The sequence below is a fragment of the Bacillus sp. GW823-FHT06B01 genome (assembly GCF_058952315.1).
On sequence record NZ_JBXAHR010000004.1, the window covers coordinates 470,311 to 494,611 of the forward strand.

At 35.8% G+C, this 24,301-nt stretch carries 27 protein-coding genes and 1 pseudogene; 22 read left to right on the plus strand and 6 right to left on the minus strand.

The genetic code is table 11. The features are described from left to right. Positions 1 to 991: SpaA isopeptide-forming pilin-related protein (locus AC1Q8N_RS20865; RefSeq protein WP_493521365.1), on the plus strand; the 991-nt coding region annotated here is incomplete at its 5' end. A gap of 29 nt (positions 992 to 1,020) precedes the next feature. Here AC1Q8N_RS20865 and AC1Q8N_RS20870 read toward each other — a convergent pair. Continuing rightward, on the minus strand, positions 1,021 to 1,779 hold the full coding sequence (locus tag AC1Q8N_RS20870) for a TrmB family transcriptional regulator (RefSeq protein WP_098078346.1): 759 nt from the start codon (positions 1,777 to 1,779) through the stop codon (positions 1,021 to 1,023). Positions 1,780 to 1,965: 186 nt separating this feature from the next. On the opposite strand from AC1Q8N_RS20870, the gene AC1Q8N_RS20875 reads away from it, so the two are divergent. The 4 genes from AC1Q8N_RS20875 (at position 1,966) to AC1Q8N_RS20890 (ending at position 5,868) form a co-directional block, all read left to right on the plus strand. Further along, on the plus strand, positions 1,966 to 3,966 hold the full coding sequence (locus tag AC1Q8N_RS20875) for a methyl-accepting chemotaxis protein (RefSeq protein WP_098642722.1): 2,001 nt from the start codon (positions 1,966 to 1,968) through the stop codon (positions 3,964 to 3,966). 77 nt (positions 3,967 to 4,043) lie between these two features. Next, positions 4,044 to 4,346, plus strand: a complete 303-nt coding sequence (locus tag AC1Q8N_RS20880; RefSeq protein ID WP_001018862.1) for an MTH1187 family thiamine-binding protein — start codon at positions 4,044 to 4,046, stop codon at positions 4,344 to 4,346. Positions 4,347 to 4,394: 48 nt separating this feature from the next. Further along, the gene (locus tag AC1Q8N_RS20885; RefSeq protein WP_001290592.1) at positions 4,395 to 4,640 is read left to right on the plus strand and encodes a YusU family protein; all 246 of its coding nucleotides are present in this window, start codon (positions 4,395 to 4,397) and stop codon (positions 4,638 to 4,640) included. A gap of 310 nt (positions 4,641 to 4,950) precedes the next feature. After that, entirely contained in the window at positions 4,951 to 5,868 is a 918-nt protein-coding gene (locus AC1Q8N_RS20890; RefSeq protein ID WP_046955846.1) for a proline dehydrogenase family protein, read from the plus strand. A gap of 22 nt (positions 5,869 to 5,890) precedes the next feature. Here AC1Q8N_RS20890 and AC1Q8N_RS20895 read toward each other — a convergent pair whose 3' ends face one another. Both AC1Q8N_RS20895 and AC1Q8N_RS20900 read right to left on the minus strand, forming a co-directional pair. Beyond that, the gene (locus AC1Q8N_RS20895) at positions 5,891 to 6,730 is read right to left on the minus strand and encodes a D-alanyl-D-alanine carboxypeptidase family protein (protein ID WP_000831460.1); all 840 of its coding nucleotides are present in this window, start codon (positions 6,728 to 6,730) and stop codon (positions 5,891 to 5,893) included. Between the two features lie 97 nt (positions 6,731 to 6,827). Next, the gene (locus AC1Q8N_RS20900; RefSeq protein WP_001096344.1) at positions 6,828 to 6,974 is read right to left on the minus strand and encodes a YuzL family protein; all 147 of its coding nucleotides are present in this window, start codon (positions 6,972 to 6,974) and stop codon (positions 6,828 to 6,830) included. A gap of 237 nt (positions 6,975 to 7,211) precedes the next feature. On the opposite strand from AC1Q8N_RS20900, the gene AC1Q8N_RS20905 reads away from it, so the two are divergent. From AC1Q8N_RS20905 to AC1Q8N_RS20950, 10 genes are all read left to right on the plus strand, one after another. Then, positions 7,212 to 9,593 carry a 3-hydroxyacyl-CoA dehydrogenase/enoyl-CoA hydratase family protein gene (locus AC1Q8N_RS20905; protein WP_098078344.1) on the plus strand — a complete coding sequence of 794 codons (2,382 nt, stop codon included), beginning with the start codon at positions 7,212 to 7,214 and terminating at the stop codon, positions 9,591 to 9,593. A gap of 21 nt (positions 9,594 to 9,614) precedes the next feature. Further along, positions 9,615 to 10,787 carry an acetyl-CoA C-acetyltransferase gene (locus AC1Q8N_RS20910; RefSeq protein ID WP_098078341.1) on the plus strand — a complete coding sequence of 391 codons (1,173 nt, stop codon included), beginning with the start codon at positions 9,615 to 9,617 and terminating at the stop codon, positions 10,785 to 10,787. Positions 10,788 to 10,929: 142 nt separating this feature from the next. Continuing rightward, entirely contained in the window at positions 10,930 to 12,714 is a 1,785-nt protein-coding gene (locus AC1Q8N_RS20915; RefSeq protein WP_000416287.1) for an acyl-CoA dehydrogenase FadE, read from the plus strand. A gap of 141 nt (positions 12,715 to 12,855) precedes the next feature. Further along, positions 12,856 to 13,578: an MBL fold metallo-hydrolase gene (locus AC1Q8N_RS20920; protein ID WP_098078338.1), complete on the plus strand. Its 723-nt coding sequence runs from the start codon at positions 12,856 to 12,858 to the stop codon at positions 13,576 to 13,578. Positions 13,579 to 13,581: 3 nt separating this feature from the next. Then, positions 13,582 to 14,139 carry a TetR/AcrR family transcriptional regulator gene (locus AC1Q8N_RS20925; RefSeq protein ID WP_098078336.1) on the plus strand — a complete coding sequence of 186 codons (558 nt, stop codon included), beginning with the start codon at positions 13,582 to 13,584 and terminating at the stop codon, positions 14,137 to 14,139. Positions 14,140 to 14,607: 468 nt separating this feature from the next. Further along, entirely contained in the window at positions 14,608 to 15,321 is a 714-nt protein-coding gene (locus tag AC1Q8N_RS20930) for a CPBP family intramembrane glutamic endopeptidase (RefSeq protein WP_048542341.1), read from the plus strand. 146 nt (positions 15,322 to 15,467) lie between these two features. Next, positions 15,468 to 15,653 (plus strand): hypothetical protein, encoded by a 186-nt coding sequence (locus tag AC1Q8N_RS20935; RefSeq protein WP_001180555.1) that lies wholly within the window; start codon positions 15,468 to 15,470, stop codon positions 15,651 to 15,653. A 13-nt stretch (positions 15,654 to 15,666) separates the two neighbouring features. After that, the gene (locus tag AC1Q8N_RS20940) at positions 15,667 to 15,915 is read left to right on the plus strand and encodes a spore coat protein (protein WP_001002985.1); all 249 of its coding nucleotides are present in this window, start codon (positions 15,667 to 15,669) and stop codon (positions 15,913 to 15,915) included. A 295-nt stretch (positions 15,916 to 16,210) separates the two neighbouring features. Beyond that, positions 16,211 to 17,161, plus strand: a complete 951-nt coding sequence (locus AC1Q8N_RS20945) for an L-lactate dehydrogenase (RefSeq protein ID WP_438285580.1) — start codon at positions 16,211 to 16,213, stop codon at positions 17,159 to 17,161. 22 nt (positions 17,162 to 17,183) lie between these two features. Further along, positions 17,184 to 18,197: a PTS sugar transporter subunit IIC gene (locus tag AC1Q8N_RS20950; RefSeq protein WP_000666176.1), complete on the plus strand. Its 1,014-nt coding sequence runs from the start codon at positions 17,184 to 17,186 to the stop codon at positions 18,195 to 18,197. Between the two features lie 55 nt (positions 18,198 to 18,252). On the opposite strand, the gene AC1Q8N_RS20955 is transcribed toward AC1Q8N_RS20950, so the two are convergent. After that, positions 18,253 to 18,900 carry a phosphatase PAP2 family protein gene (locus AC1Q8N_RS20955; RefSeq protein ID WP_098078327.1) on the minus strand — a complete coding sequence of 216 codons (648 nt, stop codon included), beginning with the start codon at positions 18,898 to 18,900 and terminating at the stop codon, positions 18,253 to 18,255. Positions 18,901 to 19,043: 143 nt separating this feature from the next. On the opposite strand from AC1Q8N_RS20955, the gene AC1Q8N_RS20960 reads away from it, so the two are divergent. Next, positions 19,044 to 19,571, plus strand: coding sequence for a hypothetical protein (locus AC1Q8N_RS20960; protein ID WP_098078325.1), 528 nt, complete (start codon positions 19,044 to 19,046; stop codon positions 19,569 to 19,571). 469 nt (positions 19,572 to 20,040) lie between these two features. Here AC1Q8N_RS20960 and AC1Q8N_RS20965 read toward each other — a convergent pair whose 3' ends face one another. Further along, on the minus strand, positions 20,041 to 20,430 hold the full coding sequence (locus AC1Q8N_RS20965; protein ID WP_098078322.1) for a hypothetical protein: 390 nt from the start codon (positions 20,428 to 20,430) through the stop codon (positions 20,041 to 20,043). Positions 20,431 to 20,581: 151 nt separating this feature from the next. Between AC1Q8N_RS20965 and AC1Q8N_RS20970 the strand changes: the two genes are divergently transcribed. The 6 genes and pseudogenes from AC1Q8N_RS20970 (at position 20,582) to gcvH (ending at position 23,872) form a co-directional block, all read left to right on the plus strand. Beyond that, a complete protein-coding gene (locus AC1Q8N_RS20970) occupies positions 20,582 to 20,983 on the plus strand; it encodes a hypothetical protein (RefSeq protein WP_000920744.1) in 402 nt (133 codons plus the stop codon). A 290-nt stretch (positions 20,984 to 21,273) separates the two neighbouring features. Next, a pseudogene (locus AC1Q8N_RS20975) lies at positions 21,274 to 21,483 on the plus strand (hypothetical protein); the annotation flags it as partial. Positions 21,484 to 21,582: 99 nt separating this feature from the next. Further along, positions 21,583 to 21,846 carry a DUF3937 family protein gene (locus AC1Q8N_RS20980; protein ID WP_080345555.1) on the plus strand — a complete coding sequence of 88 codons (264 nt, stop codon included), beginning with the start codon at positions 21,583 to 21,585 and terminating at the stop codon, positions 21,844 to 21,846. A gap of 102 nt (positions 21,847 to 21,948) precedes the next feature. Continuing rightward, positions 21,949 to 22,335: a hypothetical protein gene (locus tag AC1Q8N_RS20985; protein WP_170955594.1), complete on the plus strand. Its 387-nt coding sequence runs from the start codon at positions 21,949 to 21,951 to the stop codon at positions 22,333 to 22,335. Positions 22,336 to 23,081: 746 nt separating this feature from the next. Then, the gene (locus tag AC1Q8N_RS20990; RefSeq protein ID WP_000218969.1) at positions 23,082 to 23,447 is read left to right on the plus strand and encodes an arsenate reductase family protein; all 366 of its coding nucleotides are present in this window, start codon (positions 23,082 to 23,084) and stop codon (positions 23,445 to 23,447) included. Positions 23,448 to 23,488: 41 nt separating this feature from the next. Beyond that, positions 23,489 to 23,872 (plus strand): glycine cleavage system protein GcvH, encoded by a 384-nt coding sequence (gcvH, locus tag AC1Q8N_RS20995; protein ID WP_000026896.1) that lies wholly within the window; start codon positions 23,489 to 23,491, stop codon positions 23,870 to 23,872. Between the two features lie 175 nt (positions 23,873 to 24,047). Here gcvH and AC1Q8N_RS21000 read toward each other — a convergent pair whose 3' ends face one another. Further along, entirely contained in the window at positions 24,048 to 24,272 is a 225-nt protein-coding gene (locus AC1Q8N_RS21000; RefSeq protein ID WP_048542326.1) for a hypothetical protein, read from the minus strand. Between the last annotated feature and the right edge of the window lie 29 nt (positions 24,273 to 24,301).

Genomic DNA, 24,301 nt, shown 5'->3' on the forward strand with positions numbered 1-24,301 from the left:
ACCAAATGCAGAGTTTACAATCTACAACGAACAAGGGAAAGAAGTAGTAAAAGGGAAAACGGATGAAAAAGGTGTAGCGAAATTTAAACTACCGTACGGAAAGTACACGTATAAAGAAACAATAGCACCGAATGGATATGTAATAAGTGAAGAGACGTTTGCATTTGAAATAAAAGAGAATGGAGAAATTATTAAACATATCGTTCAAGATAAAAAAGTAGAAGGTGAACTAGAAATAACAAAAGTAGATGTAGCGGATGGGAATACGAAGTTACCAAATGCAGAGTTTACAATTTATAATGAACAGGGAAAAGAAGTAGTAAAAGGAAAAACAAATGAGCAAGGTATAGCGAAATTTAAACTACCATACGGAAAGTACACGTATAAAGAAACAATAGCACCGAATGGATATGTAATAAATGAAGAGACATTCGCATTTGAAATAAAAGAGAATGGCAAAATTATTAAACATATCGTTCAAGATAAGAAAGTAGAAGGTGATTTAGAAATAACGAAAGTAGATGTAGCGGATGGGAATACGAAACTGCCAAATGCAGAGTTTACAATCTACAACGAACAAGGGAAAGAAGTAGTAAAAGGGAAAACGGATGAAAAAGGTGTAGGGAAATTTAAACTACCATACGGTAAGTACACGTATAAAGAAACAATAGCACCAAATGGATATGTAATAAATGAAGAGACATTCGCATTTGAAATAAAAGAGGATGGACAAATTATTAAACATATTGTGAAAAATAAGAAAGAAGAAAAGGCATCACTTCCTTCTAAGCCAAATAAGCCAACACCGAGTGGAGAAGTGAAACCTTCCGCTGATGTGAAGCCGATGCAACAACATAATACTCATAATGAAGTGCGTTTACCAGCTACTGGCGGCGTCGGCAATGAATTTACCGCTTTATTCGTTTTAGGAATTGGTTTTATTATTGCGGGTGCTTATGTGTTAAGGATGAAAAATAGAAAAGAAATGTAGAAAAAAACGCCTTGTAATAGAGGCGTTTTTTAGTATCTCAACTTCATCAACAAACTCTTAATTTCCTCATCTTCCATAAAGAGATCATGGTGTTTCTGGGTAATCTTCGCAAGTGCAACGTCATGATAGAAAAATTCTGTAAAGAACTTTACGAAAGGTTGTGACATTGTTTTCATTGCTTGCCATGACTCTTGCTCTACACCAGCAAATAAAATTTCACGGTCGTCAACGATGAGTAGTAAGTAGCGCTCTAGCGCATTAGGCTCTTCAGCTGGGATTAGAAAATGCATGTTTTCTAAGTTTGTTTCTACGTTTCCAACTATAAGGGACTCGGTTTTGACCCCTTGTTTTGCCTTTTCTTCTAATAACGGAAGATATTCTAAAAGAGTATCATTCCAAGCTGAAATGCGAATTGATTCTTTTGCACTTTCGATGAGGTCTTTACTTTGAACTCGAATAGAAGATTGCATTTTTAAGCTCCACACACGGTCATCTGTAAATGATTTTTTCGATATAGTTGTCTCTAATTCTTTAATATTGGATTGAAATTCTGTCGTTAATTTTTCAATTGCCAGCTTGAGTGGTAATGCTGTATACATCTTTTTCTTCTCTGAAACGGAATCCATTACCATTCCTTTATCGATTAGGCGTGCAAGCACTTCATATATTTTTGCTTTTGGGACACCAGAATGCTTCACGATCGTTGTAGCATCTAATGGTTCGTTGCTTGATACGACAACTTCGTAAGCTTGGCTTTCATATTGTGAGAAACCGAATTTTTGTAACATAGTTCCCTCCGAACGAATGAGATTATATTTTAAGGATAATGAACTATTTGTTTTTGCACAAGTGGTAGTCAGTTGTCTAATCAGATTGAAATGAGAATTAGTTTCAATTTTTTAATTTTATCCATTATACTTAATATAGTGATTAATACGATTATAATACAACGAGAAGGGAATGCTTGGGGGAAGATGTTAAGAAGTTTACGTTTAAAAATTGCGGTAGTATTTTCGGTACTTATTTCTATGATGTTCGTAATATTAGGTACAGCTATGTATCAATTACAGAAAGAGAAGGAAGTGCGCTCCTTAGACCAGTATTCTCAAAATACGATGGATCTTGTGACAGAGCAACTTACGACATTTGTTCAAAGAACGGATGAAGATATGGGATATTATGCGAACAGTGAGATGGTTCGTAATATACTTCAAGACGGAGTTACTCCAGAAGAAGAAGCCTTTTTGACGAAAGAGTTTTCGGAGTACAAAAAGAATCATCCTGGCATTTTAGACTTATATATTGGTACGAAAGATAAAAAAACATTAAGTGCCAATCTTGCTGAAGGTGGACAAGTGCCAGAAGGATATGATCCAACGACAAGACAATGGTATAAAGACTCAGAAGCTGATGTGAAAAAGGTTCATTGGGGACAACCTATGTATGAAATTGCAACAGGTAAGTTAAGTGTGGGAGTTTCTAAAGCAATTACAGCTCAAGATGGATCTGTATTAGGTGTTGTTGCGATGGATGTATCGCTCGGAACAATTCAGAAGTTACTTCATAATATTCAATACAATAATGGCGGAGAAATGTTTATTATAAATGATAAAAATATGGCTCTCGTTTATCCAGAGAAAATAGGGAAAGATGTTTCGAAAGAGCCACTTGTGAAGAGTTTAAATAAAGAGGTAACAAAATATGCTGTCACTACATTAAAAGGTGAAGATGTAGTTGTTTATAGTCAGTCATTTGATTTGATGAAATGGAAAATAGGAATTTTTTATCCGAAAGAAACGATTGATGGGCTATTAAATAGTACGAGAAATACAGTCATTATAATGGCTTGTATTAGCTTATTAGTTGGAATCATAGCTTCATACTTGTTCTCAAGAAGATTAGCAAGACCGTTGCAACTATTAACGAATCACGTTCAAAAAGTAGCAGAAGGTGATTTAACGTTGCAAATGAAAGTGACAAGTAAGGATGAAGTTGGAGAGTTGACGAACCATTTTAATCATATGGTTGAGCAAATGAATGAAATGGTAAGTAAAATTAAAAATAGTGTATCAACAGTGCAACAATCAACGAATAATCTACATTATTTAACGAATGAAACTGTAGAAGCTAGTAGAGAAGTATCAGGTGCAATGGATGATGTGAGCGGAGGAGCGTCCACTCTTGCTAATAGTGTAGATGAAGTTTCAGAGCAACTCGAGAATATGGCGCAGTCAGTGGAACAAATGAATAATTCAGTCGGTGACATAAAAGACGTGGCTGGCAAAGCTGAAGAGGCATCTAAGCAAGGATTAAATACGATGCGTAATTTAGTTCGTACAAGGGGCCAATCATCTTCGATTGTTGTTCATACAGAAGAGGCATCCGGAAAGTTAGAGCAAAGAGTTGGATCGATTCAAAATGTTGTAGAGCTTATAAAAGGTATTTCGGATCAAACGAATTTACTTGCTTTAAATGCTTCGATTGAGGCGGCGCGTGCAGGGGAACAAGGTAAAGGCTTTGCTGTTGTTGCCGAAGAAGTTCGAAAGTTAGCGGAACAATCGAAAGAGGCGACAGGAGAAATCGCAACGATGATTGGCGATGTACAAGTAGAGGTAAAACGAGTTGTAGAGGTTGTAAGTAAATTAAAAGATATTGCAGATATACAAAATAAAGTTACGACAGAGGCAGAAACGGAATTCCGCACAATTATGTCAGTTGTAAATACAATTAGTACTTCAGTCGAACAAATTGTAGAAGAGGTACATAACATCGGTTACGAGCAAGGAGAAATTACAACGGTAATGCATACAATTGCTAGTACAAGTCAAGAAAGCGCAGCTGTTTCGGAAGAAGTAAATGCTGCAACTGAATCTCAAGTGAGTCATCTAGAAAAGGTAGCTCATACGATGGAAAATTTGACGGAGCATATGAGAGACTTAGAAAGATTGGTTGAGCAGTTTAAAATAGAGGAATAACAAATTAGTAAAATGATGAGTATTTCGGTAAAATAGACAATGGATATATAAGAAGCAATTATAGGAGGAAGACTACTATGGCAATTGTTGACGTATCGATTATTCCAGTAGGAACTGGTAATCCAAGTGTTAGTGAATATGTAGCAGAAGTACAAAAGGTGCTAGAGAAAAATGCAGATCGCGTGAAGTATCAATTAACACCAATGAATACAGTAATTGAAGGAGATCTTCCTGTCATTCTAGAAGTAATTCAACAAATGCATGAAGTTCCATATACGAAAGGTGCACAGCGCGTTGCAACAACAATTCGTATCGATGATCGTCGTGATAAAGTAAGCACGATGGAAAAGAAATTAAACTCTGTTCGATCAAAATTATAAGGAAAAGCAGCGATTTTCGCTGCTTTTTTCATATAGGAGGTAGATAAGATGAGTGAAAAGTTTAATGAACAATTTGACGGGTTACTAGAAAAATACACGGAACTATTACTTGGAGAGAGCAATGAAGAGAGAAAAGAACAGGTGCAGAAGTGGGCACTGTATTCTTACATAGCGAAGACGATGCCGGCTTTAGTGAAGCATTGGAATGAGACATATCCTGATGCGAAAGAAGAGATGGTACAGTTAATTACAGATATTAAAAAGTTGAATGAAGAGAAGAGAAATGAGCAATAAAAAACTTGAGGTAAATATAATCTCAAGTTTTCTGTATTAATATCCTTATATAATTTACATGGAATATAAAGGGTTTTATAAGCATGTCGAATATTTTCGACATGCTTATTTTGTGCCTAGTAAATTCGTTTTTTCTAAATGTCGAAAAATATTCCCTGCATATTTATAAGCGAGAATATAGGTTTTTAAATGTTTTTATAGTATTTTATAAATTATCTAAATAATTATTTGTATCCAATAATTTTAAACAATGATATAATTTTGAAGAGGGGTAAAAAACAGATAAATTACAGTCATAGGGGTGAATTACATGGAACAATTAATGCGAAATTCGTTTCTTTTCTTGTCAAAAAATAAAGCGCTAACAAAACTGGCTAAAAAGTACGGTTTACGCTTTGGTGCAGGTCGCTTTGTCGCAGGGGAGACAATTGAATTAGCGACAGCAGCTATTAAACAATTGAACAAGCAAGGACTTTGTGTAACAATCGATTATTTAGGGGAATTCGTTGATAATGAAGCGGAAGCAAATGAAATGGCTAACCAATCGATTGAAGCAATCCGTGCAATTGGAAGAGAAGGTCTTGATTCGCAGCTTTCTTTAAAAATGACTTCTATGGGATTAGATATCTCTGATGAAATCGTAATGAACAACATGCGCCGTATTTTAGAAGCTGCAAAAGAAAATGGTGTGTTTGTTACCATTGATATGGAAGACTATACACGCTGCGGAAAGACAATTGATATCTTTAAACAGTTAAAATCTGAGTACGATAATATTGGTACAGTTATTCAAGCTTACTTATATCGTACAGAAAAAGATATGGAAGAATTAAATGCTTATAGTCCTAATTTACGTCTTGTAAAAGGAGCTTATAAAGAACCTGAAGAGGTAGCGTTCCCGGAGAAGAAAGATGTAGATGATAACTATAAAAAAATTATTAAAATGCACTTATTAAATGGAAATTATACTGCGATTGCTTCACATGATGAAGCGATTATTGAATATACAAAAAAACTTGCTGAAGAACACAACATTCCAAGAGACCAATTTGAATTCCAGATGTTATATGGTATTCGTAATGAGCGTCAACTTGAGCTAGTAAAAGAAGGTTACAAAATGCGTGTTTATGTGCCTTATGGAAATGACTGGTATGGCTACTTCATGCGTCGTCTAGCAGAGCGTCCAGCAAACGTTGCGTTCGTGTTAAAAGGTATGGTTAAAAAATAACCAAGGAGAAAATACTCCTTGGTTATTTTAATTGCTGAAATGCGTAATGTGCCATTTTCTTTGTATCAGGATATAGCTGCGTGCGAGTAGAAGATAATACAACATTAATGACGCGTTTACCGTCTTTTTCATCCACTGTTACGACCGTATATTTTCCGAGTGCGGATAGACCGCTTTTACTTCCAATTGCATATGGATCGTCATATAGTTCTTCTCGTCCATAGTTTGCGATGTTTGGAGATCGTTCTGAAGTATGTAGAGTTGTACGTGTTGAATTCATATATTCTAAAACAACTGGGTACTTTAATGCTTCTTTCGTAATCATAGCAATGTCATATGGCGATACTTTATTTCCAAGTGCATCAGCACCACTTGCGTTTTTGAAAGTCGCATGCTTTGTACCAAGTTCTTTCGCTCTAGCATTCATCATTTTTACAAATTCATTTTTTGATCCTGCGATATGTTCTGCAATGGATTCAGCTATCGGGTCTGCACTAATGATAAGCATAAGCTTTAATGCCTCATCCCGCTTTAACTTTTCCCCGGCACGAAGTTTAATTTTCTTACTTTGACTTTCTGTTTTAATTGCGTTCTCTGTAACTGTAATTTCTTCATTTTCTTTTACATTCTCTAGTAAGAGTAAGGTAGTCATCATTTTCCCTATACTAGCCGGATAAGAGCGTTCGTCTTCCCGTTTCCCATACAAAATTTCACCTGTGTCTGCATCGATTGTAATGCCATATTGCCCAGTAATGTTAGGTTGATCCGCTCTTACAGCTTGTTGCCTTTGTGCATAAGAGAAGAAAATCATCCCTGTAAATAGTGTAGCAATCATTACAATCATAACTATTGTTCGTTTCATCATCGTTCCCTCTTTTGTTTTCCATATGTACAAATAAATTGGGCAGAAAAAGCAGCCATTACCCATTATGCCACGTTTTCTGCCCAAAAATATACCGTTATTTTTCGCCCATATTATGCTTCTTATATTGTTGGTTATTACCTTGACGGCCCTTTTCCACACCGTGATTATGAGGACCTGCATTTCCGGTTACGCTTGCTGCGCTAATTCCAGCCTTTGAAGGGTTCTTCTTAAGTTTTGCCATATATATTCCTCCAGTTTCGTCAGATTATAAAAAGGAAAAGTGCATTTTAATGAAGAAAATACACATGTATAGCATAGCCAAATGAAAGAAAAATATTTATTTCAGAAAATTTTATCAATAAATATATTGCGAAAATTCAAACTGTATCATATATTTATTAGTAGAGGCTCACTCATTGATTGCGACTTATGTCGAAAAATTGAATGAGCATTCATTCAAGAATAGGGGGAGAAATGGATGTTCCAAATTAAAAAGGCTGCTGTTCTAGGTTCAGGCGTAATGGGTTCAGGAATTGCGGCACACTTAGCTAATATTGGTATTCCGACATTATTGCTTGATATTGTACCACCTGCGCTAACAAAAGAAGAGGAAGCGAAGGGACTTACATTAGAACATAAAAGTGTAAGAAATCGTTTTAGTAATACGGCTGTGCAAAAACTATTAAAGCAAAAACCAGCTCCTCTGACAGTGAAAGGAAATTTAGCACTGATTGAAGCAGGTAACTTAGAAGATGATCTTGAGCGTCTAGCTGATGTAGATTGGATTATTGAAGTAGTAGTTGAAAACTTAGATATTAAAAAGAAACTATTTGAAAAAGTAGATGCTGTTCGTAAACCGGGTTCTATTGTAAGCTCGAATACGTCAGGCATTTCAGTAGAAAAAATGGCAGAAGGTCGTTCAGACGACTTCCAGAAGCACTTCTTAGGCACACACTTTTTTAACCCACCACGATATTTAAAACTTCTAGAGGTAATACCGACGAAAGAAACAGATCCACAAGTATTAAGCTTCATGAAACTATTTGGCGAAGACGTTCTTGGAAAAGGCGTTGTTATCGCAAAAGACACACCAAACTTTATTGGAAACCGCATCGGTACGTACGGTTTATTAGTAACTCTTCAAGAGATGATAAAACGCGGCTATAGCATTGGGGAAGTTGATTCTGTAACAGGCCCACTTATTGGTCGTCCGAAGAGCGCAACGTTCCGTACATTAGATGTTGTTGGGTTAGATACATTCGTACACGTTGCAAATAACGTATATGAAAACGTACAAGAAGAAGAGCGTGATGTATTTAAAGTACCAGCATTTATGCATGACATGCTTGATAAAAAATGGCTTGGAAGCAAAACAGGTCAAGGATTCTTCTTAAAACAAGGAAAAGAAATTTTAGAATTAAATCCTGAAACGATGGAGTACGAAGCTCGCAAAAAATTAAAAGCTACATCTATCGAGTTAAGTAAACAAGAAAAAGGTTTATCGAATAAATTGAAAGCGCTTGTATACGCGAAAGACCGCGCAGGAGAGTTGTTATGGAACATCATCACACCAACTCTTTTATACTCTGCAAAACTTCATAAAGAAATTGCTGACGATATCGTTGCAATTGACCAAGCGATGAAGTGGGGCTTCGGCTGGGAGCAAGGGCCATTTGAAGTTTGGGATGCAATCGGCGTTGAAAAGTCCGTTCAAAAGATGGAAGAAGACGGCGTAGTTGTTCCGACTTGGGTGAAAGAAATGATAGAGAAAGGTTTCACTACTTTCTACAAACATGATAACGGAGATAGCTACTATTACGATAATGGCGAATATAAGCTAATCGAACGTAATAAAAAGGCAATTTCTCTTAAACAATTAAAAGCGAAAAATGGCGTATTAAAGAAAAATAGCGGAGCGAGCTTAATCGATTTAGGCGACGGTATCCTTTGCTTAGAATTCCATTCGAAGAGCAATGCAATCGGTATGGATATTACGCAAATGATTAACTACGCTGTTGATGAAGTAGAAAAGAATTATAAAGGTCTTGTTATCGGTAACCAATCGAAGAACTTCTGCGTTGGTGCGAACTTAGCAATGATCTTAATGGAAGCACAAGATGACAACTACTTTGAAATTGAGTTGGTTGTGAAAAACTTCCAAGATGCAATGACGAAAATTAAATATTCTTCTAAGCCAGTTGTAGCAGCACCATATGGTATGACGCTTGGCGGAGGTACAGAAGTTTGTTTACCAGCAGCTAGCATTCAAGCTTCTAGCGAAACGTATATGGGCTTAGTAGAAGTTGGTGTTGGCTTAATCCCTGGCGGAGGCGGTAATAAAGAGCTATACATTAAACACTTAAATAAAATGCCAAATGGTGTAGAGTTTGATCTGCAAAAAGTTGCGAATAAAGTATTCGAATCTGTAGCGATGGCGAAAGTTTCTACATCGGCACAAGAAGCTGTATCGAACAACTTCTTAGGCGATAAAGACGGTATTAGTGTGAATGGTGATCACTTACTATATGATGCGAAACAAAAAGCACTTGCTTTATATGAAGCTGGCTATAAAGCACCAATCCGTAAAAAGATACCAGTTGTTGGTGAAACAGGATATGCAACTCTTGTACTTGGTGCAGAAGCAATGCATTTATCAGGTTACATTTCTGAACATGATCTTCACATTGCGAAGAAACTTGCATATGTCATTGCGGGCGGAAAAGTACCGTACGGAACAGAAGTTGATGAGCAGTATTTATTAGATGTAGAACGTGAAGCATTTATTAGCTTAGTAAGTGAGATGAAATCACAAGCAAGAATGCAGCACATGCTTGTAAAAGGAAAGCCATTACGTAACTAATAACGAGGGGAGATATCGTTCATGAGAGAAGCTGTCATTGTTGCGGGAGCAAGAACACCAATTGGAAAAGCAAAGAGGGGTTCATTAAAAACAGTTCGTCCTGACGATCTAGGGGCGTTAGTAGTAAAGGAAACGTTAAAGCGTGCGAATTATGAAGGACCAATCGACGATTTAATTTTCGGTTGTGCAATGCCAGAAGCAGAGCAAGGGTTAAATATGGCTCGTAATATCGGCGGACTAGCAGGACTTTCTTACGATGTTCCAGCTATTACAATTAACCGTTACTGTTCTTCAGGTTTACAAAGTATCGCTTACGGAGCAGAGCGCATTATGCTTGGTCACTCGGAAGCTGTATTATCAGGCGGAGCGGAATCAATGAGTTTAGTTCCGATGATGGGACACGTTGTTCGTCCGAATAGTCGCCTTGTAGAAGCAGCTCCAGAATATTATATGGGTATGGGACATACAGCAGAGCAAGTTGCTGTGAAATATGGAATTTCTCGTGAAGAACAAGATGCATTTGCAGTAAGAAGTCATCAACGTGCTGCGAAAGCATTAGCTGTAGGGAACTTTGCTGATGAAACAGTATCTGTAGATGTAACGTTACGTACTGTTGGATCAAACAATAAACTGCAAGAAGAAACAATCATTTTCGCGCAAGACGAAGGTGTAAGAGCAGAAACGTCGCTAGACATTTTAGGTAAATTACGTCCAGCATTTAACGTTCGTGGTTCTGTAACAGCTGGTAACTCTTCACAAATGAGTGACGGTGCAGCAGCTGTACTATTAATGGATCGTGAAAAAGCAGTGAGTGATGGCATGAAACCACTTGCGAAATTCCGTTCATTTGCAGTAGCTGGCGTACCACCAGAAGTAATGGGAATTGGTCCAATCGCTGCAATTCCAAAGGCGTTAAAATTAGCTGGTTTAGAGCTATCTGATATCGGCCTATTCGAACTAAATGAAGCATTCGCTTCTCAATCAATCCAAGTTATTCGTGAGCTTGGTTTAGATGAAGAAAAAGTAAACGTAAACGGCGGTGCAATCGCACTTGGACATCCACTTGGCTGTACAGGAGCAAAACTAACACTATCTCTTATTCACGAAATGAAACGCCGCAACCAACAATTCGGTATCGTAACAATGTGTATCGGCGGCGGAATGGGAGCAGCAGGAGTGTTTGAATTACTATAAAAAGTGGAAGTGGCTTGCTCAGAACGAGAGGACACTAAAGCAAAGAATGGAAGCAACAAAGGTTTATAAAAAATAAAATTGAGAGCCAGCTTCTTTCAAAAAGGAAGAAGCGGCTTATGAAAATATGAAGGAGGAAATTTTCATGGAAAAAACAGTAGGAAATGCGGTTAAAGGCGGTAGCTTTTTAGTTGATGAGATTACGATTGATCAAGTGTTTACGCCAGAGGATTTTTCATCTGAGCATAAAATGATTGCAAAAACGACAGAGGACTTTATTGTGAATGAAGTTCTTCCAGAGCTTGAATATTTAGAGCAACACGAGTTTGATCGTTCTGTTCGTCTTTTAAAAGAAGCTGGGGAACTTGGTTTATTAGGCGCTGACGTACCAGAAGAGTACGGTGGAATTGGTCTTGATAAAGTAAGCTCAGCGTTAATCGCAGAGAAATTCTCTCGCGCTGGTGGCTTTGCAATTACTCACGGTGCTCACGTAGGTATCGGGTCATTACCAATCGTATTATTTGGTAACGAAGAGCAAAAGAAAAAGTATTTACCACTACTTGCAACTGGTGAAAAATTAGCGGCATACGCATTAACTGAGCCAGGTTCAGGATCTGACGCATTAGGCGCAAAAACAACTGCACGTTTAAATGCAGAAGGTACACATTACGTATTAAACGGTGAAAAACAATGGATTACAAACTCTGCATTTGCTGATGTATTTATCGTATACGCAAAAATTGATGGAGAGCACTTCTCAGCATTTATCGTAGAGAAAGAGTATGCTGGCGTATCTACAAGCCCAGAAGAAAAGAAAATGGGTATTAAATGTTCATCAACTCGTACTTTAATTTTAGAAGATGCATTAGTACCGAAAGAAAACTTACTTGGTGAAATCGGTAAAGGTCATATTATCGCGTTCAACATTTTAAATATCGGCCGTTATAAATTAGGTGTTGGTACAGTTGGATCTGCGAAACGTGCAGTAGAAATTTCAGCACAATATGCAAACCAACGTCAACAGTTCAAACAACCAATCGCTCGCTTCCCATTAATTCAAGAGAAACTTGCGAACATGGCAGCGAAAACATATGCAGCTGAAAGCTCTGTATACCGTACAGTAGGTTTATTCGAAAGCCGCATGAGCACATTATCTGAAGAGGAAGTAAAGGACGGTAAAGCAGTAGCAGCTTCTATCGCTGAATATGCAATCGAGTGCTCTTTAAACAAAGTATTCGGTTCTGAAGTACTAGATTATACAGTAGATGAAGGTGTTCAAATTCACGGTGGTTACGGATTTATGGCAGAGTACGAGATTGAAAGAATGTACCGCGATTCTCGTATTAACCGTATTTTCGAAGGAACGAACGAAATTAACCGCCTAATCGTACCAGGTACGTTCTTACGTAAAGCGATGAAAGGTGAATTACCACTTCTTCAAAAAGCACAAAAATTACAAGAAGAGTTAATGATGATGATGCCAGAAGAAGTAGGCGATGAGCCATTAGCACTTCAAAAATATTTAGTAACTAACGCGAAGAAAATCGGCTTAATGGTAGCTGGATTAGCTGCTCAAAAATACGGTAAAGCATTAGATAAAGAGCAAGAAATTCTTGTGAATATCGCTGACATCGTAAGCAACCTATACGCAATGGAGTCAGCTGTTCTTCGTACAGAAAAAGCAATTAAAACAACTGGTCTTGAAAAGAATAAACAAAAAGTGTTATACACTGAAGTATTCTGTCAAGAAGCATTCAACGAAATCGAAGCAGATGCGAAAGAAACACTTATCGCAGTTGAAAACGGCGACATGCTGCGCATGATGTTATCATCATTACGTAAATTAACTCGCCACACACCACTTAATGTAATTCCGAAGAAACGTGAAATCGCTGCGAAAATTTTAGAAGATGAGCGTTACACAGTTTAATATCTTTAAAGAACAGTAGTCGTTTATACGGCTACTGTTCTTTTTTTTTTTGAAAAAAAGAAATTTTTAGTGACATAAAACTAATGCCATTAGTATAATAAAACTAACGGTATTAGTTTTAGTGAAAAGGGAGCTGGAAATATGAGAGTGATACATGAAAAAACGGTATATCAATTGTCATTTTTGCCAAGAGTGTTTCCTGTGAATTGTTACTTTGTCGAGGAAGAAGATGGTTTAACTTTAATTGATGCGGCTTTGCCATATAGCGCAAAAGGGATTTTACAGGCGGCTGAGAAAATAGGAAAACCAATTACTAAGATTGTATTAACACATGCGCATGATGATCACATCGGTGCATTAGACGCATTAAAGGAAGTACTTCCGCATGTTCCAGTCTATATTTCTAAACGGGACGCAAAGCTTTTAGAAGGAGATACGACGTTACAAAAGGATGAACCGAATATACCGATAAAAGGCGGTGTACCTAAAAAGGTAAAAACGGTACCTGATGTTTTATTGGAAGATGGCGACCGAGTTGGATCGCTTCTTGCGATTATGACGCCGGGACATACGCCAGGCTCCATGTCGCTTCTTGATGTACGAAATAAAGCTCTTATTGTCGGGGATGCCTTCCAAACAAGAGGAGGTATGGCTGTTTCGGGACAAATGAAATTTTGGTTTCCGTTTCCTGCGATGGCAACGTGGAGCAAAGAAATATCATTACAAAGTGCAGAGAAGCTAAGCGAATATGAACCTTCCTTGCTTGCGGCAGGACATGGAAAAATGATAAAGGATCCAGGGGCTGTCATAGAGCTTGCTATTAAGGAAGCGAAGCGGAATATAGAAAGTAGGAAAGAGGGTTAATTTATGTCACCGAGAATCGGACTTACATTACCGAAAATTGTAGAAACAGCGGCAGAAATTGCAGATACAAATGGAATACAAGAAGTAACGTTAGCTTCATTAGCGCAAAGGTTAGGGATACGTTCACCTTCGCTATACAATCATGTAAAAGGGTTACAAGATGTACGGAAAAATCTCGGTATTTACGGAATAAAACAGCTGCATAACAAACTGGAAGAAGCGGCTGAGGATAAACATATGGATGAAGCAATTCATGCATTAGGAGAAGCATATGTAGCATTTGTCCGAAAACATCCTGGGCTGTATGAAGCAACCTTTTTACGAGATGAAGAAGTAAGAAAAGCAGGTGACGAAATTGTAAAGCTTTGTCTTCAGGTTTTACAACAGTACGGATTAGAAGGAGAGAATGCACTTCATGCGACACGCGGATTCAGAAGTATTTGTCATGGATTTGCGTCGATTGAACAGCAGGGTGGATTTGGTTTGCCAATAGATTTAGATACAAGTTTACATGTATTATTGGAAACGTTTATTAAAGGATTACATGTAATGAGAAATTAAATAAGAAGCGAGGCAACTAAAAACCTTAGAAGCGATTCTAAGGTTTTTTAGTGCATATGATTCCAAAAGAATGGTAGTTTTTTTCTCATTAAATGATATTATTTTGCAGGTTTGAAAAATGTGTATATGGCTACGGAAAGGAAAACGAAAATAAATGCAATAGGATCTTGATATGGACTAGGCTCAGAGCCCTTCTGGATTTCTGTAAGGAAGTCATGTGTTTTCATGTTTATTGCTCCTTTAACTAATAAATTTTATATGATGCGAGGGTTATGGTGGATAGGAAGTGTTTTTTGAAATTTCATATAATAATTATTGCATAGCAATCCTATTCCTAAAACTATAAAATATAAAGTTTTCATAATATGTAAAATTGCATATTATTCTTTTTGGAAATTTTGTTATATTATCTTTATATTTCAATTAAAGGGTTTTATTAAGATAAATGAGAATAACTGGAGGGATACTGTGAGTAAAACAGTGTTAGAAGCGTATAGTGTGGAAAGAAAAATAGAGAATATAACATATAAAAATCTATTTGTAACGATAGCAATGATTATAGGGATTTCACTCCTAGGAGGATTATTCCTTGGTTTAGCCTTTGAGATTTATGGAGAAGAAGTATTAAGTACTAATTTAGAAGGATATTATTTACTCTTATTTGATGCAGCTGTTGTTGCCATCGTTTTATTAGCTTATAAACCAGTTCTTCATTTTATTAAATATATTTGGGATTTATCCGTTTTGAAGAATGGGAAGACATATTTATATCTATTAATTGGTTTTATTGTCATTGCGTTATCACAATATTTAATGTTACATGTGTTTAGTTTTGAAAGTGCAGCAGAACAAAAGAAACAATTAGGGAGTTTAGGGCTTCAAAATAGCATACAAAGTATTATATATGTGTTAAGTGTTGCTATCATTACACCGATTAAAGAAGAAATTCTATTTCGAGGTATTTTATATCGATTTTTAGAAAAGAAATATAATTTTTTAGTTGGTATCATTATTTCTTCCTTCATTTTTGGAATTCTTCATGGAGGTCTTCTAATTACGGCAACGATTATGGGAATGGTATTTGCAATGTTATACAAAAAGACGCAATCTATTATACCTAGTATTATTTTACACATTGTATGGAACTTACTTGTGAGTATAAGTATGATCGTATCTCTATAAAAATGAATACATAACTAGTATAAAAGATGAATGGCTTAGCTATTCATCTTTTATTTTGTATGCACGTGAAAAAGTTAATTTATGTATACAATCAAAAAATAGCTAAATACTAACAGTGAACGAATAAAGAAAGGTAGGAGTATTCTATGCAAAATTTAACAGAGCTTGAAGTAGAAAACTTACGTCATTTAATTGGTGGACACGCAACAATTATTAACAAGTTGGAGCAGTATGCACAGACGTGTACGGATCCACAACTGAAACAAATGCTACAAAAAGATGCACAAGATGCACGAAATACGAAACAGCAATTAATGACTTTCCTAGGATAGGAGGAAGAGAAAGATGAATGAAAAAGATATGGTAAATGATTATTTAGCAGGATTAAATGCAAGTTTAACAAGCTATGCAAATTATATTGCTCAGTCTGATAATGAACAGTTACACCAAACGTTAATTCAAATTCGTAATCAAGATGAAATGCGCCAACGTAATATGTATGAGTACGCAAAGCAAAAGAGTTATTACAAACCGGCAGCACCTGCTAACCCAATGATTGTACAGCAATTAAAAGGTCAATTAAGTGCGGAATAATGGGATGAAAAAACGAGCGAATGAAGTCGCTCGTTTTTTGTTTTGTCCCGCTATTTACTGGGCGGTAAAACCCCACTGATTAATGCTTCACTTTATATATGTCAATAAATACATAATAAATATTTTTCCAGTTGTAACAAATATGACGAAAATGGAATATAACAATTCACAAAAAGGACAAAAACTTTGTTCAATATTTCACAAAGTATCCATGGTTTCTATCGTGGGAATCTCTATAATTAGGGGTGTAAAGAACAAAAGAAATAGATTATATGATCAATTAGGAGAGATTGCTATGAAAAGACATACAAGAAAAATTGCAATTATCGGTACTGGATTAGTTGGATCAAGTTGTGCATATTCCATTGTCAATCAAGGCATTTGCGAAGAGCTATTATTAATTGATATAAATCATGAACGTGCAGTTGGGGAAGCAATGGATTTATCACATTGTATTAACTTTACAAATACAAGAACAAAAGTATATGCAGGAAGCTATGAAGACTGCAAAGATATGGACATTGTTATTATTACAGCAGGGCCAGCACCAAAACCAGGGCAAAGTCGCTTAGATACTTTAGGAGCGAGTGCGAAGATTATGGAAAGTGTTGTTAGTGGTGTAATGGAAAGTGGATTTGATGGTATTTTCTTACTTGCATCGAACCCAGTTGATATTATTACATATGAGGTGTGGAAATTATCTGGATTACCTAGAAATCGCGTAATCGGTACTGGTACATCACTAGATTCTTCTCGCTTAAGAACAATTTTATCTGAAATGTTACATGTAGATCCTCGTAGTATTCATGGGTATTCATTAGGAGAACATGGTGATTCTCAAATGGTTGCTTGGTCTCACGTAACTGTTGGTGGAAAGCCAATTCTGCAAATTTTAGAAGAGAAAAAAGACAAATTTGGTGAAATAGATTTAGATGAGATTGTTGAGAAGACTGCAAAAGCTGGCTGGGAAATTTATAAACGTAAAGGAACTACTTATTACGGAATCGGAAATTCTCTAGCATATATTGCAAGCTCAATCTTTAATGATGATCACCGTGTCATTGCTGTATCAGCCATTTTAGATGGTGAGTACGGTGAATATGATATTTGTACAGGAGTACCAGCTATTATTACTAGAGACGGTATAAGAGAAATTGTAGAACTCAATTTAACAGAGGATGAAGAATCTCGATTCGCAAAATCAAACGATATTTTACGTGATTATATGAAAACAATTGGTTACTAACTTATAGGAGAAGGTGAAACAAATGAAGGAATATATAATGTCTCGTGTATTTAAAGCATCTGCTGGAATCGCACAAGGTATTTTCGTATCCCTTGGAATTGGTTTACTAATCGAAAATATAGGAAGAATTGTTGATATTCCATTGCTGATTACAATCGGAGTTGTTGCAAAATCACTTATGGCACCAGCCATTGGTGCCGGAATTGCCTTTATGCTCGGTGCAAATGGTCTTGTAATCTTCTCGGCTATGGTAGCTGGAGCGATTGGTGCCGGATCCATTTCAATTACTGAAGCAGGTCTAATTATTAAAACAGGTGAGCCAATCGGTGCATTATTAACAGCGACTTTAGCTGTATATATTGGTAAACGTTTAAGTGGAAAAACTGCGTTAGATATGATGCTCGTTCCATTTGCGGCAATATTAGGTTCTGGTTTAGTTGGTATTTGGTTGTCTCATAATATTACTCCTGTGTTAAATACAGTTGGAGCATTCATTAAAGATAGCTCAGCTGGTAGCCCGTTCATCGCTTCTATCGTCATTGCAGTCGTTTGGGGACTATTACTTATCTCTCCCGCTTCATCAGCTGCGTTAGCGATCGCACTTAGCTTAGACGGTGTTGCAGGTGGTGCTGCTCTTGCAGGCTGCGTTGCTCAGTTTATCGGATTCTCTGTAATCTCAGCGAAAGAAAATAATTTAGGCGGCATATTAGCTCAAGCGCTTTGTACTCCGAAAGTGCAGTTGCCAAATATCACTAAAAATCCAATGATTCTCGTCCCAACTGTCGTCGCCAGTGCTATAGTTGGTCCAGTATCCGCATTAATTTTTCAACTAGAAGCAGGAAAAGAAATTGCAGGTCTTGGATTAAGTTCTCTTATCGCACCAATTAATTTAATTTCTAGCGAAGGATGGGAAGTTGTCCCGGCGATGGTCATCACTTATATCATCATTCCAGTAGCTGTTTCTTATATACTTTACATTGCTCTTAAAAAAGCAGGTCGTATTCACTCTGGTGATATGACTGTACCGCAATCTTAAATTGAAAATCTCCTTTTATATAGAGAAAAGCAGACTGGAAGCCACAGTCTGCTTTTTACATTTTGTAATTTTGTTTTACTGGAACACGTACAGTTTCTTTTGCTAATAAAAGCTGAACGCCGAAGTAAAGTATGCTTGCAAGCGTCATTCCAGAAATGGCGTCTACAAATGCGTGTTGCTTCGTAAATAGCGTTGATAAAATAATAAGCGTACCGAAGAAGGTAAGAATATAATATTCAAAAGCATGTTGTTCTCTACGTTTAAAGGCAGCTAGCATAATCACAAAGGTAGTAAGAACGTGAATGCTAGGGAAACAGTTTACCGGTTGGTCGATACTATAAATATAGCGGACTAGTTCGGAAAATACGTCGGATCCAACGACTGTTGGACGTGGTACAGTTGTTTGCCAAAAATAATAAATAGAAAAACAAGCAAGTTTTCCAAGAATTATACTACTTAAAGTGACATAATATTGTTTTCGATCCGCAAAGCAATAATAAATAAGTGCGCCGTATAAGTAAGGAAACCAAAGTAAATAAGGAATAATAAATGCTTTCACAAATGGAATCCAATCATCTACTACAGTTGTGACATCTACTGCGTGAACAGCCGATTTATTTAATACATCGTAAAGGGGACTTACGAGTACGAGTAGAAGTATATAACTTAACGGAAGAAAAGATGAAAGTTTAAATTTCTTCATGATAATCTCCTATGTTTAGTAATGTAAGTAAATTCAATTGATTATAATATAGAAACGTCATTTGAGCTATCGATTTTACTTACATTTTCTTGAATTCACCTTACGTTTTTGTCACTTGACTGAAAAGAAGGGGAGGGTGCTATATGAAGCGTTTATCGTATTTCTTATTTTTTATATTGATATGCCTAGTGAGTGCTGGGTGTGCAAAGGATAAAGAAGGAGAGAAATTAGAATATAACGGAAGAGCACTCGTAATTGGAGTTATTGGAGAAAAGCCGAAAGATACGTTTAGGAATATAAAGTTTGAGGAAATAAAGTTAGAGGAACTGGAAAAGAAGTCTAAGGAAGTGGATGGTTTTTTAATAATGAAAGATCACTTTCAAGAAGCCTCAACAGAGCAGTATAAAAATGTATTTTCATCGCTAAAGAAACCAGTATTTTTTATCGGTTTGCAAGATAAATCATATTCAACGTTTATTACAAAGGGGATAGAGTATAACAGTGCACGAAAAGATGTAAATGCTATGTATACGCAAGGCTTTGCAAATATCGGAAGTGGTGAGGGACAACAATGGGCAGTCGGTTTGTCTAATGGCGGAAATACAGAAGAAAGTATTCATAATATGTATATTGTCGTATTTCAAACCATCGCAGATTATTTGAATAGATGATGAAGGAGCCTGTATAAGAGGCTTCTTATTTTTTATGCAGAAGCACAGATAAAAATATGATTGAGAAGTTCAAGCAAGCTTTACAACGTATGCGAGATGTAATGATACCGATTTATAATTTTATATCAGCTATTGCGGATTTTATTATAAAGTTTTAATGAAGTGCATCCAGTATTAGTTCGTTTTATCAAGGGGTGATAATGTTAGTTCCACATCTCCCTTTGCGATTGGTATTGGTTTGTGGGCAGGTATGCAAGCAGTTTTAGCTTTATTATGGCCAATAATCGTTCCTGTTGAGATTGAACTTGCGGTTATGAGTGGCTACGGTATGGTTAGTGGCGTCTGCTTGAGCAGGAATTGCAGTAGGATATTCATATGCATATAAACATGTTTATTTATATACTCGTTTACTCTTTCTATATCTCACTACATCATAACGACTATGCCATAGTTATGTAATAGGTTTCTGTTAAAAATTAGTATTAAATATCTTAATTGAAGTGCACTGCATTTCTACCCATTCATTTGCTATATCTTGCTCGATTCCTTCTACATTAATTAGTATTATACTATCGTAGATATTTAGTGTTGCTAAGCTATCCTCACTGTTATAATCTAGCTTAGCAATTACTTTGAAGCCTTTACTATTCTGAATTATTGCATTTGCATTTTTATCTGAAAAGGTTATATTTGTATTCCATATAAATTCATTATCTATATGTATTTCTACATTATAGTTTTCGTGTTTTTCTGGCTTATCGCCATCCCACTCAGCGATAAATTGATTGCTATCTACTTGAACTAAAACTTTATATCCATCTAATAATTTGTCTGATATATCCACTATTTTAATATTCATTGCTTATTACTCCTTTTTATTTTTTATATGATACTCTAACAAGGGGATTGTCAACATTCATCATGTTATTTACTGGGTCATAGGTCCATTTTTCTTTATGAAAGAAAAAATGTAAATAAGAGGATATTTATTGTGAGGATAAGGGGGAATGATGTTGAAAACTATTAAAAACACATTATTATTTGTTCTATGTTTGGTGGTTCTTAGTGGTTGTTTTACAAGAGAGGGAACGATTGTTGGTGGTAAGGTTCATGGTTCTTCAGATAGCGTATCTGGTAGTATATCTGGGGACTATAGGAAATTTACTGGATATGCAACTCAAGATAGGAAAGTTAAAAAAGGGGAGAATTGGATCTTTTCTTTTACTGATAAAACTAAACAAGGAACCATAAAGGCTTATGTTTTAGATTCAAATGATAATACAATATTGGAAGTTACTAGTGGAAACAATAAAAATAATATTAAAGTGTCTAAAGATGATACATATAAAGTTAAAATTATAACAGAAGAACATGGTGGAGAATTTGAAATATCATGGAAAAAAGAAAAGTAGTTAAGTTAATGAGTATCGGGCTATTATTATGTTCTTAGGATTCGGATATCTTCCAAAGAGATGGGGAAAAAGGAAAGTTTCAGAAAAGTTTCTGCAAGCAAAATTTGCTGATGAAGGAAAAAGGATTTTGATTATTACTTATGCTATAGATTTATATGTAATATCTATTCCTTTAAAAGTAAAGAAATTTAATTCACTTTAATTTCTATTGAATATAGAAGTGATTATGCTATGAAAGTCATGTGTATACATGGCTTTTTCTTTGCAGTAATTTCTTACCTGTTGGTTCTATCACGTCCGCTGTAGCGTTATGCGGCGGGCTATTCATTATGGTAGGTAGCCAGGAACAGGGATTTCCCCTTATTTCAAGGGCTGGGATTGTCTATATAGTGGTTCAAATGATTTCGTTGTTTATGCGATTACTTGTTGGGATTGCTAAAGCTATTTTCTCCTACACTAGTAGGGGGTTTTTATTAACAGTAATTCCTAAATATTCATGAAATATGCAAATGTGCATATTGTATTTATTTGGATATTTTGCATGTTAAAATTAAATATAGGGATTTTTGTATATAAAGAACTGAAAACAGAAATATCCAATGAATTTTGAGAGGTGTTACATGTTTAAAAACAAGAAATTAATTCGGTTTGGTCTAACATTACTTGTATGTTTATGGGGAATTGATTTTACAATTGGTTATTTTCAAGTATATCTTGAATCAGCAGCAGGTATTAAATGGGTAATATCAGAAACTTGGAGAACTGTTTTATTGGATGCTCCTGAAGGTATATTGGTTATTTTAGGCGCGATTGCTTTATATGATTTCACAAAAGAAACATCGCCAAAAGACGCATCAATTTAAATGCGTCTTTTTTATTTCATGCAATTAGCAATTTCGTGGAAGGTAGTCTTGCTATTAATAATAGGACATTATGTCATACAATGAAGATAATATTAGAAAATTATGAGGATGATTACGTTGGGGAAATTTTTAATTAGTTATGCTGCAAGCCTGCTTACTTTTATTATCATATGGTTCTTGATACCGTATATTTCTGATCCTAGTTATTCTTACGAGAATGATTTACCTAACATATTAGGATTCATGGTAATTCTCATTATATTTGGTAGCATATTAGATCTTATAGCTTGCCTAATTGGAGAAATGTTATACAGGAACATAAAACAATGTAGGAAGTTTCGATTTGGAATTCCTGTATTTATTGGACTAGCTCTTATCTATATATTTATACTCTCTCTTTTTACTATTACTAGTGCATATTCTTCTAGTTTAGTTGCACCTATTATTATGGGTTCCTTAGCTTTTTATTTAGTGCGTAGAAAAATATAATTAACTTCACCTAACGATAATTATGTAAATGAGCTAGTGGCGGTTCCGCAAAGATTTTGAATAAACTACGAAAAAGTAGAAAAGTATACATTTCTACTTTAATAAAGGATACGTTTACCTTTAGATTCATGATAAAAAAAGAATTACCTCTGTCTCTAATCAAGGGTACTTCTTTTTATATTTCAGTCAGTAATTTGAATTTCATATTCTCAGGAGCAGTTACTTTGGCTTTATTGATGATAGGTTTAATAACTTTCTTGCGGGCTCACTACTACGGTCAAAATCGTTAGTTCCTTTTATCTGTAAGCTTTTGTCATTTAGATTGTTTCCAGGTTTTGTGACTATAGGCTGAAATGGTTAAATAAACGTTTGTTTAAGATGTATGTTCGGTAGGAAGAAATCGATGCAGCTCAAGGGTGAACAAAGGGAAATAGGAAATTAATCAAACGTTTGTTTAAGATGTATGTTCGGTAAGAAAGGATCAATGCAGTTCAAAGGTTAACAACGAAAAATAAGAAATTAATCAAACGCTTGTTTAATATATACGTTCGGTACAGAATGAGAGAAAAATCTAAAAAAATTATATATTTATTTTTTTCTTAACAAATGGCGGGAAAATAAGGAAAATTCGCAGGATTATTAAAATTTATCACGAAATAAGTAAAAGTTTAGCGAATAATCGTTTGAAATAATAAAACGTTTTCTATATGATAAAGGTAAAGGTTAGTAAAAAAGTAGGTGAATTTATGACAGTAACATTTTATTCATATCCAAAGTGTGGCACATGTCAAAAAGCAAAGAAATGGTTTGAGGCAAACGATGTAGCATATGAGATGATTCATATTGTTGAAAATCCACCGTCAAAAGAAGATTTACGTAATTTACATGAAAAAAGTGAATTACCATTAAAAAAATTCTTTAATACAAGTGGAATGCGTTACCGCGAACTTGGTCTGAAAGATAAGTTAAAGGATGCAAGTGAAGACGAAATGTACGAACTTTTAGCATCTGATGGCATGTTGATTAAACGTCCAATCGTAACAAATGGAACGAATGTAACACTTGGTTTTAACGAAGAGCAGTTTGAAAGTGTGTGGAAAAAGTACCAATAAGGTATTTTTACATAATTAATACATTCACTGGAGGTACAGTCATGAGCATTCCAAATAATTTACGTTACTCTGAAGAACACGAATGGGTAAAAACTGAAGGTAATGAAGTTGTTATCGGTATTACTCACTTTGCACAAGGTGAGCTAGGCGATATCGTATTCGTTGAACTTCCTGAAGTAGGTGCAACAATCGAAGCTGACGAGCCATTCGGAAGCGTAGAATCTGTTAAAACAGTTTCTGAGTTATACGCACCTGTAAGTGGTAAAGTTGTAGCAGTAAACGAAGAATTAAGTGACCAACCAGAACTTGTTAACGAATCTCCATACGAGGGTGCATGGATGGTTAAAGTTGAACTTTCTGATGCAAGCCAAGTTGAGAAGTTATTAACTGCAGAAAAATATGCAGAAATGACAAACCAAGACTAATTATAGTCGACTAAAGGACAGCCTTTGTGCTGTCCTTTTTTATTTTGTGTAAAATAATGAACGTAGAATCATATACTAATTATCGTGTAGGAGAGTGTTTTTTGAAAAAACGATTTCGTTTAATTTTTTATTGTTCAGCTCCAGCGGCTAGATTGTTCGGTGGCTTCGCTTCTTCCTACAAGGCAAAAAGCGCCTTTACGTCAGAAGCTCCATCCCCCTCACAATCTGAACGAGCCGCTTGCGCTTTTCTTTGTGATCCAGCTCCAGCGGCTAGATTGCTCGGTGGCTTCGCTGCTTCCTGCAAGGCAAAAAGCGCCTTTACGTCAGAAGCTCCAATGCCCTCTTGTTCTAAGCAAGCCGCTTCTGCTTTTCTTTTGCAAAAATAAACAGGAAACAACATGAAAATAACGAATATACTATATACTAAGT

What these genes read in the sequence shown, in the direction of transcription:
- AC1Q8N_RS20870 (WP_098078346.1), bottom strand. Translation starts at nt 1,779, where the DNA reads ATGTTACAAAAATTCGGTTTCTCACAATATGAAAGCCAAGCTTACGAA.
- AC1Q8N_RS20875 (WP_098642722.1), top strand. Translation starts at nt 1,966, where the DNA reads ATGTTAAGAAGTTTACGTTTAAAAATTGCGGTAGTATTTTCGGTACTT.
- AC1Q8N_RS20880 (WP_001018862.1), top strand. Translation starts at nt 4,044, where the DNA reads ATGGCAATTGTTGACGTATCGATTATTCCAGTAGGAACTGGTAATCCA.
- AC1Q8N_RS20885 (WP_001290592.1), top strand. Translation starts at nt 4,395, where the DNA reads ATGAGTGAAAAGTTTAATGAACAATTTGACGGGTTACTAGAAAAATAC.
- AC1Q8N_RS20890 (WP_046955846.1), top strand. Translation starts at nt 4,951, where the DNA reads ATGGAACAATTAATGCGAAATTCGTTTCTTTTCTTGTCAAAAAATAAA.
- AC1Q8N_RS20895 (WP_000831460.1), bottom strand. Translation starts at nt 6,730, where the DNA reads ATGAAACGAACAATAGTTATGATTGTAATGATTGCTACACTATTTACA.
- AC1Q8N_RS20900 (WP_001096344.1), bottom strand. Translation starts at nt 6,974, where the DNA reads ATGGCAAAACTTAAGAAGAACCCTTCAAAGGCTGGAATTAGCGCAGCA.
- AC1Q8N_RS20905 (WP_098078344.1), top strand. Translation starts at nt 7,212, where the DNA reads ATGTTCCAAATTAAAAAGGCTGCTGTTCTAGGTTCAGGCGTAATGGGT.
- AC1Q8N_RS20910 (WP_098078341.1), top strand. Translation starts at nt 9,615, where the DNA reads ATGAGAGAAGCTGTCATTGTTGCGGGAGCAAGAACACCAATTGGAAAA.
- AC1Q8N_RS20915 (WP_000416287.1), top strand. Translation starts at nt 10,930, where the DNA reads ATGGAAAAAACAGTAGGAAATGCGGTTAAAGGCGGTAGCTTTTTAGTT.
- AC1Q8N_RS20920 (WP_098078338.1), top strand. Translation starts at nt 12,856, where the DNA reads ATGAGAGTGATACATGAAAAAACGGTATATCAATTGTCATTTTTGCCA.
- AC1Q8N_RS20925 (WP_098078336.1), top strand. Translation starts at nt 13,582, where the DNA reads ATGTCACCGAGAATCGGACTTACATTACCGAAAATTGTAGAAACAGCG.
- AC1Q8N_RS20935 (WP_001180555.1), top strand. Translation starts at nt 15,468, where the DNA reads ATGCAAAATTTAACAGAGCTTGAAGTAGAAAACTTACGTCATTTAATT.
- AC1Q8N_RS20940 (WP_001002985.1), top strand. Translation starts at nt 15,667, where the DNA reads ATGAATGAAAAAGATATGGTAAATGATTATTTAGCAGGATTAAATGCA.
- AC1Q8N_RS20945 (WP_438285580.1), top strand. Translation starts at nt 16,211, where the DNA reads ATGAAAAGACATACAAGAAAAATTGCAATTATCGGTACTGGATTAGTT.
- AC1Q8N_RS20950 (WP_000666176.1), top strand. Translation starts at nt 17,184, where the DNA reads ATGAAGGAATATATAATGTCTCGTGTATTTAAAGCATCTGCTGGAATC.
- AC1Q8N_RS20955 (WP_098078327.1), bottom strand. Translation starts at nt 18,900, where the DNA reads ATGAAGAAATTTAAACTTTCATCTTTTCTTCCGTTAAGTTATATACTT.
- AC1Q8N_RS20960 (WP_098078325.1), top strand. Translation starts at nt 19,044, where the DNA reads ATGAAGCGTTTATCGTATTTCTTATTTTTTATATTGATATGCCTAGTG.
- AC1Q8N_RS20965 (WP_098078322.1), bottom strand. Translation starts at nt 20,430, where the DNA reads ATGAATATTAAAATAGTGGATATATCAGACAAATTATTAGATGGATAT.
- AC1Q8N_RS20970 (WP_000920744.1), top strand. Translation starts at nt 20,582, where the DNA reads ATGTTGAAAACTATTAAAAACACATTATTATTTGTTCTATGTTTGGTG.
- AC1Q8N_RS20980 (WP_080345555.1), top strand. Translation starts at nt 21,583, where the DNA reads ATGAATTTTGAGAGGTGTTACATGTTTAAAAACAAGAAATTAATTCGG.
- AC1Q8N_RS20985 (WP_170955594.1), top strand. Translation starts at nt 21,949, where the DNA reads ATGAGGATGATTACGTTGGGGAAATTTTTAATTAGTTATGCTGCAAGC.
- AC1Q8N_RS20990 (WP_000218969.1), top strand. Translation starts at nt 23,082, where the DNA reads ATGACAGTAACATTTTATTCATATCCAAAGTGTGGCACATGTCAAAAA.
- gcvH (WP_000026896.1), top strand. Translation starts at nt 23,489, where the DNA reads ATGAGCATTCCAAATAATTTACGTTACTCTGAAGAACACGAATGGGTA.
- AC1Q8N_RS21000 (WP_048542326.1), bottom strand. Translation starts at nt 24,272, where the DNA reads ATGTTGTTTCCTGTTTATTTTTGCAAAAGAAAAGCAGAAGCGGCTTGC.